The sequence below is a fragment of the Pseudomonas sp. ADAK2 TE3594 genome, from assembly GCF_053628675.1.
In genome coordinates, this window is the sequence record NZ_JBRJGV010000001.1 from 2,202,269 (window position 1) to 2,216,886 (window position 14,618).

The window sequence follows — 14,618 nt, forward strand, 5'->3', positions numbered from 1 at the left end:
AAAGCCCCCGCGAACACCCGAGAATTTGCCGAAAAATCAACGCCCGGCTCCCGAGGTTTTTTCCTTTATCTGTCACTGGAAGCTGCGAACTTCTGACCCATGGCCTCACCCCATACGCCGTTCAACCCACGCGGTTCCGGGCACAGGACTTGAGCGCCATGGCGTCATGCACGAGCAACTCACCCAACGTACGAACACGATGAAAGGAGACTCTTCATGTTTAAGCGCAACGTTCTCGCGGTATCCCTGACCCTCGCTGCCCTGTGCTCGGCACAGGCTGCAATGGCTGACATCAACGGTGGTGGCGCGACCCTGCCACAACCGCTGTACCAGACCACTGGCGTACTGACCACTGGCTTCGCCGCCTACATCGGTGTCGGCAGCGGCAACGGCAAGGCTGCCTTCCTGAACAACGACTACACCAAGTTCGTGGCCGGCACCACCGGCAAAAACGTGCATTGGGCCGGAAGCGATTCCAAACTCAGCGCTACCGAATTGAGCAACTATGTATCGGCTCACGGCGCTGCCTGGGGTCCATTGATCCAGGTGCCTTCGGTGGCCACTTCGGTTGCCATTCCGTTCAACAAAACCGGCACTGCCAACGTTGATCTGAGCGTCAACCAACTGTGCGGCGTGTTCTCCGGCCGTCTGACCGACTGGAGCCAGATCACTGGTTCCGGCCGTACCGGCGCGATCAACGTGGTTTACCGCAACGAAAGCAGCGGCACCACCGAACTGTTCACCCGCTTCCTGAACGCCAAGTGCGCTGAAACCGGCACCTTCGCCATCACCACCAACTTCGCTTCCAGCTACTCGGGTGGCTTGCCGGCCGGTGCCGTTCCAGCGGTCACCAGCCAAGGCGTGATGGATGCACTGAACGCCGCTCAAGGTCGCATCACTTACATGAGCCCAGACTACGCCGCTACTACCCTGGCTGGCCTGAGCGACGCCACCAAAGTCGCCAAGGTTGCCGGTGTTTCGCCTGCGCCGGCCAACGTATCGACCGCTATCGCTGCCGTCCCAGTGCCCGTCGCTCCCAACCTGACCAACCCTAACGCCTGGGTCCCAGTGTTCGCCGCTACCACCAGCCCGACCGATCCAAGTGTCGTGGCTTACCCATCCACCGGCTACCCAATCCTGGGCTTCACCAACCTGGTGTTCAGCCAGTGCTACGCCGATGCGACCCAGACCTCTCAGGTTCGCACCTTCTTCGGCCGCCACTACGGTGCTACGGCTGCGTTTAACAACGACGCAGCCATCACCAACAACCGTTTCGTGCCACTGCCATCGGCCTGGAAACAAGCCGTACGTGACAACTTCGTCACCGCTTCGAGCGGCCTGAGCATCGGCAACACCAGCGTCTGCAACGCCATCGGTCGTCCGCTGTAACCCTCGCTTCAACGACCCGCAATACCCGGTCAGCAACGGCGCAAGCCGTTGCTGATTTTTTGCGTGTGACCTGCGCAAAACAGCCAGATGAATATTGCATGACAGAAGTTCGGTCGCGTCTTCGCGAAACCGCCTATCCCCTATAAGCAACGCTGGCCGCTTGATGGCACGGCGTTGCAGACCTTCTGCAAATCGAAAGGATGAGTAGTGATGCTGCGCTGCAAACCTCTGGCAAAACCGAATGCCCCGCGTCGTGATGGCGAGCTGTCGATACTGCGGCTCAAGCCGTTGGCCCAGGCCATTGCGTTGTTGATGGTTGCCGGCAATGCCCACGCGGCCACGGCATTCAGTTCCAGCTGGTTCGCCGCCAAGGGCGCGGCGCAGTCTGCTGGCGCGGCACTGCCAGGAGCGGCGGTGCCGGGGATGCCGCCACCACTGGCGCAGCAACAAAAGGCCAATCAACAGTTGCAGCGTTCACTGACCAACCTCAACAACACCGTGGCCGCGATTGCCGCGCAGCAAGCCGCGCAAGCGGCGGGGCGTCAGGCAGCGTTCGGCCGGGTGCAGACGGTGCCTGACGGGCTGGGCGAGGGCGGTTTGAAAGTCGACAACAGCCTGACCCAGGGCTGGGCCAATGCCCAGGCGCCGGAGCAAAGCCAGGTCGATGGCAAGACCACGGTGAAGATTCAGCAGACCGCCGACAAGGCGATTCTCAACTGGGAAACCTTCAATGTCGGGCGCAACACCACCGTGGATTTCAAGCAGCAATCGAACTGGGCGGTGCTTAACCGCATCAACGATCCGAGTGCGCGCCCGAGTCAGATCCAGGGGCAGATCAAGGGCGACGGCACGGTGATGCTGATCAACCGCAATGGCATCGTGTTCAGCGGCACCAGCCAGGTCAACGTGCGCAACCTGGTGGCCGCCGCCGCAACGATCACCGACGAACAGTTCACCCAGCGCGGCTTGTATGTCGATGCCACCGGCAGTCAGCCGACCTTCGCTGATGCCGCCGGCAAAGTGCTGGTGGAGCGTGGTGCCTTGATCGAAACCCGCAAGGCGGCATCGTCCACCGATGCGGGCGGTTACACCTTGCTGCTCGGCACCGAGGTGGAGAACGCCGGTTCGATCGTCACTGCCAAAGGTCAGGCCACGCTGGCGGCCGGCGACAGCTTTTACATCCGCCGTGGTGTCGGCACCAGCGGCAACCAACGCTCTACCACCCGTGGCAACGAAGTGGCCACGGCGCTCAAAACTGGCAGCAGCGCCGGTACGGTGATCAACAACGGCCTGATTCAGGCGTCCACCGGCGACATCACCCTGACCGGGCATCAAGTGCAGCAAAACGCCGTGGCGGTGGCCAGCACCTCGGTCGATATTCGTGGCACCGTGCATCTGCTTAACTCGGCCACCGACAGCACCGGCAGCGTGACGCTCGGCCAGGGCAGCATCGCGGCGATCCTGCTCGATGCCGCCAGCGGCTCGGCCCTGGACAGCCAGCGCAATGCGGCGCTGGCGGGGCTCGACGGTTTATCGAACACGCTGAACACCGGGCGCTTCAATAACCTCAGCGCTGTCGCCGACCGCACCGATCAGTCGCGGGTCGAGATCGTCAGCGGCGGTAGCGTCGACTTCCAGAACGGTTCGATCACCTTGGCAACCGGCGGCCAGGTCGCGGTCAGTGCCGGCCGTCGCAGCCTGGTGCAAGAGGGCGCGGTGATCGACGTGTCCGGCGCCATTGGCGTCAAGGTGGCGATGGAATCCAACAGCATCAAGATCAACGTCCAGGGCAACGAGCAGCGCGACGCCTCGGTCAACCGCGATGGCGGCAAACTGAGCAACAGTGACGTATGGGTCGATTTGCGTGAGCTGGTGCAGGTAGCCGCCGGCACCAATGGCTACGCCACTGATCGTTGGTACACCGCCGGTGGTTTGCTGGAAGTGGGTGGTTACCTCGGCACGCAAAATCACAGCGTCGGCGAATGGATGGCCCAGGGCGGCACGTTGACCTTCACCGGCAATGACGTGGTGACGCAGCAGAACGCGCAGCTCAACTTGTCGGGTGGCACGCTGGATGTGCAGAGCGGTTACGTCCAGCAATCCTGGCTCAAGGGGCCGAATGGCCGTTTGTATGAGTTGTCGCGCGCACCAGGGGACATTCTCTATTCCGGGCTTTACAAAGGCTACGAAGATCACAGCGAGCGCTGGGGCCAGACCGACTATTACTACAGCCCGCTGATCGCGCCCAAGCAACGCTACGAGGACGGTTACACCGTGGGCCGCGACGCCGGCAAACTGGTGATCGCCACCACCAGTGCGGTGCTCGAGGGGCAGATCGTCGGTGAAGTGTTCAAGGGCGAGCGCCAGACGCAAGCACCGAATCCCGGCCTCGACGGATACCGGCAATCGCAAACCGCCGTGGCTCGACGGGCACAGTTGTTGGTGGGTAACTACACGCCGATTTACGACACCACCACGGGTTCGCTCAACAGTGGTTTGAGCCCGACCCTGAATCAGGTGCTCATTGGCGATGTCGAGCAGAAGATCGCCGCCGGCCTTGACCTGACCTCGGCGGTGGCCAGTGATCGGCAGGGCACACTGCGACTGGACAGCGATCAGCTCAATGGTTTCCAGCTCGGCGCGGTGAAAGTCGCGGCCCGGCAACAGGTTCAGGTCGATGCCCCCCTGACCGTGGCTGACGGCGGCGAAATCACCCTGTATGCCCCGCAAGTCAGCGCCAACGCTGACCTCACCGCTCGCGGTGGCAGCATTCGTCTGGGCAACGTGCTCAAACAGGTCAATGTCGACAGCAACTTCGTGGTCGGCGATGTGATCCTGGCACCCACCCGTGATTTCAAGGCCCAGGTAACGGTGGCCGATGGCGTGCGACTGAACACCGCCGGTCTGTGGAGCAACCTGCTGCTTGATGCCAGCGACAGCACGCGTTTGCCGTACCTCAATGGCGGCACGGTGTCGTTGCGCAGCAGCGGCGATATCGACTTGCAGGCGGGCAGCCTGATCGATGTGTCCTCTGGCGGCGCGGTCATGTCCGACGGCAAGACCCGCGGCGGCAAGGGCGGTGATCTGACCCTGGCGGCGGGTGACGGCAGCCCGTCAGGATCGGCTTCGTTGACCCTGGGGGCCGGGTTGCGCGGTGAAGGTGTGACGGGGGGCGGCACCTTGAAAATCCAGTCCCATAAGGCGCAGATCGGCGAGGCGGACGCTACCGCTGCGAGTGACACGCTGCAGTTGGCCGCAGACTTTTTCAACAAAGGCTTTTCAGCCTACGACATCACTGGCAATGAAGGTTTGATCGTCGCGGATGGCGCTCAGGTCGAGGTGATCGCGCCGGCTTATCGCTTTGGCGAAGATGCCGCGCGCACGGAAACCGGCGCGGAACCGGCGACGGCGCTGGAGCGTTGGCTGCCGACCCTGTATCAGGAAAATCCGCTCAAAGGCGTGCTGACCCAGCGTAAAGGCGCCAGCCTGAGCTTGAATGCCGGCACCGCACAATCCACACCTGCCGACATGGCCACTACTGCGTTGACCGTTGGTCAAGGCTCGGTGATCAGCGTTGAGCCTGGCCAGTCAATCAACCTGCGCAGCATCGGCCAACTGACCGCCAACGGCACCCTGAATGCCTGGGGTGGGCAGGTCACGCTGGGCGCGCTGAATGTCGCGGCGCCGGTGTCCGAAGCGGTGAACGCCATCGGCCATGGCCGTACCATCTGGCTTGGTGAACAGGCATTGATTGATGTCGCGTCGCGGGCGGCGACAGCGGTTGATGCCCGTGGCAGGACCTATGGACAGGTGCGCAATGGCGGCCAGATCGTGATCGGAGGCCAGATCGACAGTAAAACAGGGATAGCCACGGCGTCCGATCTGTTCGTGGTACTGCGCGAAGGTTCGCGCCTGGAAGCCTCGGGCACTCAGGCATTGCTGGACATCGCCGGTCAGGGCAAAACCTGGGTGGCGAGCAATGGTGGGAGCATTTCGCTAGGCTCCAACAATGGCTTGTACCTGGATGGTAGTTTCAACGCCAAGGCGGGCGGTGTGGGAGCGGCGGGCGGCAGATTGTCGGTGGCGCTCGAAACACCTTACTACCCGAACGCCACCGTCACGGATCGAGTGTTGCAGGTCCGTGAGTTGATCCTCAGCCAGACGCATTTACCTGGCGCCTTGAATGGCTCACCTGAAGAGAATGCCGGTTCGCTGGTTTACGGTCGCGGCCAACTGGGCGTCGATCAGGTCCAGGCCGGCGGTTTCGACAGCGTGGCGCTGCTCAGCAACGGCTTGTTGAGCGTGGCCGGCGATGTGTCACTGACCACCGGCCAAAGCTTGAGTCTGTATGCGCGGAGCATGGGCCTGGCCAAGGGCGCCGCCGCCAATTCGCGGGTTGAGCTGAACGCGCCGCATGTGCTGTTGGCGGGTATCACGGAGGTTGCGAGCAAGGACGGCTACAACCGACCGGTGCTCAACGCCGATGTGTTTACGGCGACTAATCAGGCGCTGTTTTCGGTCAATTCCGATCTGCTCGACGTTCAAGGCAACGTGACTTTCAGCAGCAAAGGCACGTTCAGACGCGCCGACAACTCGACCGTCATTGTCGAACGCGAGGGTTTCGACCGGGTCGAGTTGACCAGTCGCGGTGATCTGCGTTTCCTGGCCGGTACCGGGGGGCAGGGGATGCCAGTCGGCTTTACCACGCAAGTGGTGACCCCAGGCGATATGACCTTGCGTGCCGCGCAGTTGTACCCGGCCAGCGGAGTTGGTGCGCGGGCGTTGGCGGGTTTGAGCATGGGGTCAGTCGTGGGGTCGATGTTCTATGACCCTGCGCGAGTATTGGTCGTCGGCCGTGTGGGTGACGTGATTCCAGATGTACCGTATTCGGTATTTGGTCGATTGCAATTGGGTAGTGGGAGAATCGAGCAAGGTGGTGTCGTTCGGGCGCCGTTGGGGCTTCTCGAGATCGGAACCGTGACCGAAACGCCAGGTAAAACGACGAAAGTCGAGCTGCTCCCCGGCAGCTTGACCTCCGTCAGCGGTAAGGGATTGACGTTGCCCTATGGCGGCACCGTCGATGGTCAGGCCTACAGCTATGGGGGCAAAAATGTGGCACTGGTCGGCCAAGGATCCGTGCTCAACGAGAACGGTGATCTGACGGTCGGGGTGATTTTGGGCGGGCAGTCGATCACGGCTCAGGAAGGGGCGGTTCTGGACCTGTCCGGTGGCGGTGATTTGTTGGGAGCCGGGTTTATCTCTGGCCGTGGCGGTTCGACCGACGCCCGTTACAACCCGTTGGTGCAAATCGGCGCCAACGGTGGCTTTACTTTGCCGGGCCTTGCCACTAACCCGGTGTACGCCATCGTGCCGGGCAATCAGAGTGCCTATGCACCAGTGGCCGCCGAAGGCGGTGCAGTCGACCCGGTGATTGGGCGACAAGTCACCATTGGTGCAGGAGTGCCAGGGCTGGCAGCGGGCACCTACAGGTTGATGCCTTCCACCTATGCCTTGTTGCCGGGGGCATTCCGGGTCGAGGTCAACGGCCTGGCGGGATTGGGCAGCGTGGCTGGCGCGCAACGGATGCGTAATGGTTCGTGGACCACCGCCGGTACGCTCTCGGTGGCCAATACCGGGCTGCGTGACAGCATTGCCAGTCAGTTGATCCTCACCTCGGGTGACGTGTTGCGCCGTTACTCGCAATACAACGAAACCAGTTACGCCCAGTTCGCGGTGGCCGATGCCGCGCGGTTGGGCGTTCCGCGAGCGATGCTGCCCATGGACGCGAAAACGCTCAAGCTGGCGCTGCTCAAGGGTGCCAAAGAAGAGGCGTTTTCGTTCAACGGCACCGGCAAATTCGACGCCGCACCGGGTGGGTATGGCGGCACTGTCGTGGCCTTGTCGGCCATCTCCAATGTCGACCTGGAAATCGTCGGCGCGGGCCAACCGGCTACCCCGGCCTTCTCCGGCATCACGCTGGATGCCGACAGCCTGAATGCCTTGCAGGCAACGCGGTTGATGGTCGGTCGACTGCCTTACGTGGTGTATGGCCAGGGCGGCAACTACATCAACTTCACCGGCATCGGTGCCAGTTCCAACATCGCCCTGCGTCAGGGTGCGACCCTCTCTGCCCCGGAGGTCTTCCTGGTGACCGGCAACGGTAACCTGGTGGTAGAGCAGGGGGCGATGATCAATACCATTGGCCGTGGCGCGGCGTCGTTTGATGCCCGGGACGGCTTCATTTATCAGGCGACCAACCTGCTCGCGGCCTCCAATGGCCTGCTCAACGTGCAGTTAGCGCCCAATACCATCAGCGGTTCGATCAGCGTGGGCGGTTGCGACAGCCTCTGCGCCGGGCAGACACGACTTTACTCCGAAGGCAGCCTCGTCGCGGCCACTGGCACAACCCTGGAACTGGGCGATCAGGTGCGCTACGGCACCCGCCACCTGACCCTTGCCGTGGGCAACATCAACGTCGGCAGCAGCCAGGCATTGACCGATGCCGCGACGCGCAACGTATTGCCCGCCGGTTTGAGTTTGAGCCAGCCAGTGCTTGAACGCTTATTACGGGGCGACACCGAGTATGGCGCTCCGGCACTGGAGACGCTGGAACTGTCGGCTCGCGAAGCGCTGAATTTCTACGGCAGCGCCAGCCTCGACACCTACGATGCCCAGACCGGTCGCTCGCGGCTGAGCAACCTGATGCTTACCACTCCCGCGATGTATGGCGCTGGCGGCGCGAATGATGTGGCGACGATTCGCACCTCCAACCTGATCTGGAACGGCGCCAAGGGCGTACCCGGCACGGTGATCGCCGGCGGTGCCGGCACCGGCAGCGGACGCCTGGACATTCAGGCCGAGCGCATCGAGTTCGGTTATGGCGATTTCGCCCAGCCCAACTCGGTCGACAGTCTTGATCGTCTGGCGCTGGGCTTTGCCAACGTCAACCTGAGCGCCAGCGAGCGCATCACCGCCAATCACAAAGGCAGTCTCGCGGTTTATCAGACCCAGGGCGCCTTCGACGCGCAAAAGGGTTTCAGTTACAGCGGCGGCAACCTGAACATTGTCACGCCGTTGATGACCGGTGAAGCCGGTTCGCTCAATCGCATCACTGCCGGCGGCGCCATTGATGTGGGCGGCACGGCCAATGCCGGTGCTGGCGATGTCGGCCTGGGTGCGCAACTGTCGCTGAGTGCCAGCCGTATCAGCCTGGCCAGCGCGGTCGTGTTGCCCAGCGGCAAGCTGACCCTTAACGCGACTAACGACCTGACATTGACCGATGGCGCGCTGATCGATGTGGCCGGACGCGCCATTGTCTTCAATGACCTGACGAAATACAGCGGCGGCGGTGAAGTCATTCTGCTGAGCCGCAACGGCAACATACGCCAGGCCGCCGGTTCGCGGATTGATCTGTCGGCCCGCAACAACCGCGCCGGCCAACTCAGTGCCGTGGCGCTGGACCCGACGGCCGGAGTGGTCGACCTGCAAGGCAGCGTTCTGGGGAGCAGCAGCGGTTATTACGACGCCGGTGGCACCTACATGCCGTATCAGGCCGGCGGGATCGAGATCCAGGCGCAACGCCTGGGCGATAACGGCAACCTGAGTGAACAATTCGCCGCGCTCAACCAGCGTTTGAATCAGGGCGAAGTGTTCGGCTCGCGCAGTTTCCAGCTCAAGCAGGGCGACCTGGCAATCGGTAACGACCTCAAAGCCTCTAACATCACTGTGTCGCTGGATAACGGCAGCCTGTGGGTCAATGGCACGGTGGACGCCAGTGGCGAGCGGGTCGGCAGCATTCGCCTGTCAGCGAAAAACGCCCTGACCCTGGGCAGCGGCGCAGTGCTCGATGCCCACGGTAGCCGCCTGCGGGTGGACAGCTACGGCAAGATCATCGACTCGCCGAACCGCGCGATGGTCGACCTGACTTCCCGCGAGGGCGTATTGACCCTGGCCAGCGGAGCGCGCATCGATCTGCGTCACGGTACGGACGTGGCGGTCGGCAGTCTGCCGGGGCAGAACGACGGCCGTGCTCGCGGCACCCTCGAACTCAATGCGCGGCGCATGGGCCTCGGTGCTGCCGATCCGGTCTACGGGGACATCGCCATTGATGCCAGCGGCAATCTGGATATCCAGGGCGCCCGCTCCATCGCGCTGAACGCGACCTGGCAGTACGACGATGCGCCGCTGGGCACTGACCCGGCGGCCAGTGGCCGACCGTATCAAGTGATCGATCAGGCTTATCTGGACGGCAAGCACCTGCAAAGCACCCAGTTCATCAACGCCGCGCTGGCCAACAACGACTTGATGCAGCGCAAACTGGCGGGGCTGAATAACGCCCGTTATGCCGACGCCTTCCATCTGCGACCGGGCGTCGAGATTGTCAGTGCTACCGCCGACGGCGATCTGGTGGTGCAGGGCGATCTGGACCTGTCGGGTTACCGCTACGCCAGCGTCAATCCGCACACGCAATTGACCTCCATTTACGGCTCCGGCGAGTCCGGCAGCCTGACCCTGCGCGCCGGTGGTGACCTGAGCATCTACGGCAGCATCAACGACGGTTTTGCACCGCCGCCCGCGACACAGGATGACAAAGGTTGGGTGCTGCTGCCCGGCATCGATTTCACCGGTGGCGATATCGTCGTGCAGGGCGCGGGCGTCACCCTGGCCGACGACACCGCGTTCCCGGCCGGGACAACCCTGAACTATGACGCGCCGATCAAAGGCGTGACGTTGGCGGCCGGTACTCGTTTGCCGGTGGCCGTGATTCTCGATCAGCCGTTGGAATTGCCGGCCGGTACCGTGCTGGCTGCCGCCGTACGCGATGGTTCTGGCAATGTCCTGTTTGCCGCAGGCACGTTACTCAATCAGAACCTGACCCTGGCCGCCGGCTCGCAACTCGATGCCGGGAGTCTGTTGACCAGCGCTGCGTCCCTGCGAACCTTTACCTGGCCCAAGGGCGTGCCGCTGCCGAATGTCGAGGGCGCTGGCAATGCGCAGGCCAATACGCTGAAACTCAATGGCAGCCTGGTTCTGGCCCGAGGCTCGCTGATCCCGTCCGGCACCGATGTGAAACTGCCCGCCGGCATTGACTCGGTACAGTTGCGCCCAGAAGTGGCGGGGCGGCAGGGAGGGATCTGGGCCATCGCGCCGATGCTGGCCGACGGCTCGCAATCCTGGTCGTTGCGACTGGTCTCGGGGGCTGACACCACGGCGGCGGACAGCCGGGTGGTGCAGGCCAATCCGACCCATGGCGATTTGCGGCTTGCCGACAGTCATTACGGGATGTTTGGTCAGGCGTTGCCGCCCAAGGCGGGGTTTGTGTGGACCGCCCAAGCCGCAATGGAACTGGCGGATGCGGGCATTATCGTCAAGGCCGGGGACCCGGTAGATCCCGCGCTTGTGGGTGACGTCGCGGCCTTCTGCACCGATACGCCGACTTATTGTGCTCCGGCGACTGCCTTCGTATGGACCGCGCAGGCCGCGATGGAGCTTGCGGATGCTGGCATTATCGTCAATGCGGGAGACCCGGTGGATCCTGGCCTCGTCGGTGATGTCGCCGTCTTTTGTGCCGATACGCCGACTTATTGCATGGCGTCCGGCAAAGTCGACTATGAACTCAAGCCCGGCAGCAGCCGATTCAGCGTAATCCGTACCGGCACCGGCGATCTTGAACTGTTGAGCGGCGGTAACCTGCGGATGGACTCGTTGTTCGGCGTCTACACCGCCGGCACCTCGGTCACCCCGACCTTTCCAGGCGACCCGTACAACCAGCCCAAGGCCCTTGGCGCCAATGGCACGGTGCTCAACGATGAGAACGGCAGTTACGAAAAACTGGTCAATGGCGGTACTGACAGCGTCTATCGCGCCTGGTACCCGGATGGCGGTGGCAACCTGACGCTCAAGGTCGGTGGCGACCTGACCGGCAACGCGACAACAGCCGTCACCTCAAACTTCGGCCGACCTAACCCGACCGATTGGGGTCATGACTCGGTCAACGTTGGCAACTGGCTCTGGCGTCAGGGCAATGGCGGGGTGGCGACCGGTGGCGCGGCACAACCGACTGCCTGGTGGATCAACTTCGGCAGTTACACCGCCGCGATGACCGCCGACGTTGCGGATCAGATGGTCGGCTTCACCGGTTTCGGCACGCTGGGCGGTGGCGATCTGAATGTGCAGGTGAGGGGCGATGCCGGAATATTGAATAGCCTGACCGGCAGCACATTCAATTCCAATATCAACCCGCGTAGCCAAGGGTTGGTATTGGCGGTGGGCGGCACCGGCCGGGTGGCCGCCGATGGCAGCGTGCAACTGACCGGCGGTGGCGATCTTGACCTGCGCGTCAGCGGCGCAGTGAATCCGGCCAGCACCATCGTCGACGGGCATCTTAATGGTGCCGTGATTGACCTGCGCGGCCATGCTCAACTCGACAGCGCGTCGATGGGCAGCCTCAACCTTCATTACGGCAGTACGCTCAACGACCAATCACCTGGAGAGACCCGAGCATATGATGTGTTCCGTGCGACCCGTGGTCTCGCGGCGGGCGGGCTGACATTGATGCCCGGCGATGCCACGTTTGCGCTGTCGACGCTGGGAGATCTGGTGGTACAGGATGTCGCGGATCCGGGGCGTGCGCCGTTGATGAGCGGTTCGGCGTTTACCTCTGGCGCTGGCGTTCAGGGGCTGGGGCTCAGTTGGTTCACGTTGTGGACAGAGCGTACCGCCATCGATCTGTTTTCGGCGGGCGGTAATCTCACGCCTTACACCCAAGGTGTGGAGACGGACCTGGCGGTGGTTTACCCGTCCATTCTGCGAGCGGTTGCGGCCAGCGGCAGTCTTTACTATGGCGAAGCCAGCAAGCTGGGGACCGGTGGTGGTGTGAGCAATCGCCGCCCTGCGTTAGTACTCGCACCGTCGGCGAGCGGGGAATTGCAGTTGCTGGCCGGTGATTCCATCTACGGCGGTGATCTGACCGTCACTCAATCGAGTGCCTCCGGCAGTGCGATGGCCACCCCGCAACGACCGGCATTTGTCGCAACCGTCACCACAGGCATCACCCCAGCCATCGTCAGCAGCAATCTGGCCGAAACCGGCAATCGTTACGGGGCCGGCTCTAACATCTTCCCACTGTTCGCCTTTGGTGCAGACAGTGCGGCCGGCGAAGGGGACGCTAATGCCAACCCGGCGCGCTTTTACGCCGTGAACGGCGATTTGCTGGCGGTCAGCAGCGGTCGGGCGATTACCTTCACCACAACCACTGATTCTCGCTTTGGACAAACCTGGTACGAGGGCGGCGGGCCGGTCTGGATGATGGCCGGGCGAGACATCGTCAGCAGTGGTACCGGGCTCAGTGGCGGTGTGGGTGGTGATACAACCTTGGCGTATACCCACGCAGGCAACCTGTTCATCCACAACAACCCGAATGACATATCCATCGCCTCCGCCGGGCGCGACATTCTCTACGGCAACTTCAACGTCGCCGGTCCCGGCACACTGGAACTCAGCGCCGGGCGCAATCTGCTGATGGAAGACAAGGTCAGCGTCACCAGCATCGGTGCCGTGGTGCCGGGGGATTCCAGAGCCGGGGCGAGCATTGTGATGCAAGCCGGGGTTGGTGCCGGCGGACCTGGCTATGATCGCTTCATCACTCCTTATCTGTCGTCCGCGAACCTGGCCCAGACCGGTCTTGGTCTGGCCAGTCAGGACGGCAAAGTCGCCAAGACTTACGAAACCGAACTGGTCAGCTGGCTGGCCGCTCGTTATGGCTTCATGGGCACCCCGCAGCAGGCGCGCAGCTTCTATGCCGCCTTGCCCGCCGAACAGCGCCGGGTGTTCGCCCGTGAGGTGTACTTCGCCGAACTCAAGGCCGGTGGCCGCGAGTACAACGAAGAGGGCGGCCTGCGTAAGGGCAGCTACGTGCGTGGTCGCGAGGCGATTGCGGCGTTGTTTTCCGAGAAGGACGTGGCCGGGAATCCGATCACTTACAAGGGCGATATCACGATGTACGGCGGCGCCGGTGTGCACACCGATTTTGGGGGTGGCATCCAGATGCTGACGCCGGGCGGTGGCCAGGTCTTCGGCATCGAAGGCACTGCGCCGCCGTCCACAGCGGGCGTTATTACCCAAGGGCGGGGCGATATCGAGCTGTACGCCAAAGGCAGCATCCTGCTCGGCCAGAGCCGGATCATGACCACGTTCGGTGGCTCGATCATGGGCTGGTCGGCCCAGGGCGACATCAACGCCGGTCGCGGTTCGAAAACCACCGTGGTCTACACGCCGCCCAAGCGTCTGTACGACACCTGGGGCAACGTGACCCTGTCGCCCTCGGTGCCGAGCACCGGGGCGGGGATCGCGACGTTGAACCCGATTCCCGAGGTGGCGCCGGGTGACATCGACCTGATCGCGCCACTGGGCACCATCGATGCCGGCGAGGCGGGGATTCGGGTGTCGGGCAACGTCAACATCGCGGCATTGACGGTGGTGAACGCGGCGAACATTCAGACCCAGGGCAAGTCGACCGGGGTGCCGATGACTGCTTCGGTGAACACCGGGGCGATCACCTCGGCCAGTTCCGCGGCGTCGTCGGCCACCCAAGCGGCAGAGGACGTGGCGCGTCAGCAACAGGCAGCATCACGGCAGAATCAGGCGTCGGTATTTACCGTGCAGGTGTTGAGTTTTGGCTCCGAACAACTGGCGCCGACCCGCGATGGCGCGAGCCGAGCGCCGGAGGCCGGGTACAACCCGAACAGCCCGGTGCAGGTGTTGGGGGCGGGTGCTCTGGATGAGTCGGCGCGGCAGCGGTTGACGGAGGAGGAGCGGGGCAGCCTTACCTTGTAGGACTCTCGTTGTAAATTTGGGCGACCTTCGGGTCGCCTTTTTTTCTGGTGTGTGGGTGAAGCGCGGCATAGCCGGATTCCCCGTTGTCTACACGACCGCCATCGCGGGCAAGCCCGCTCCCACAGGTATCTGCATTGACCAAGCATTTGTGAACGACACCGATCACTGTGGGAGCGGGCTTGCCCGCGATGGGGCCGATACAGCCATCACAAGGCTTGGTGTCAGACCGCTAAACAAGCACTGTTTAAACGACACTTCCAGATACTCACTCAGGCTACACATCCTTGCGCCGTTGCCTACGACTGCGCCAGAATCCGCCGGCTTGTGCGCCTTGGGGCCGGGCTCTATCGTTTGCCTGTCGCTGAAAAACAGCGAACGGGTTTGGTAGCCCGGGT

At 62.9% G+C, this 14,618-nt stretch carries 2 protein-coding genes; both read left to right on the top strand.

The genetic code is table 11. The annotated features are described in order from the left end of the window. The first annotated feature begins 216 nt into the window (after positions 1–216). On the top strand, positions 217–1,389 hold the full coding sequence (locus tag AB7M22_RS10140; protein ID WP_454186156.1) for a substrate-binding domain-containing protein: 1,173 nt from the start codon (positions 217–219) through the stop codon (positions 1,387–1,389). 210 nt (positions 1,390–1,599) lie between these two features. After that, a complete protein-coding gene (locus tag AB7M22_RS10145) occupies positions 1,600–14,223 on the top strand; it encodes a filamentous haemagglutinin family protein (protein WP_454186157.1) in 12,624 nt (4,207 codons plus the stop codon). Positions 14,224–14,618: the final 395 nt, after the last annotated feature.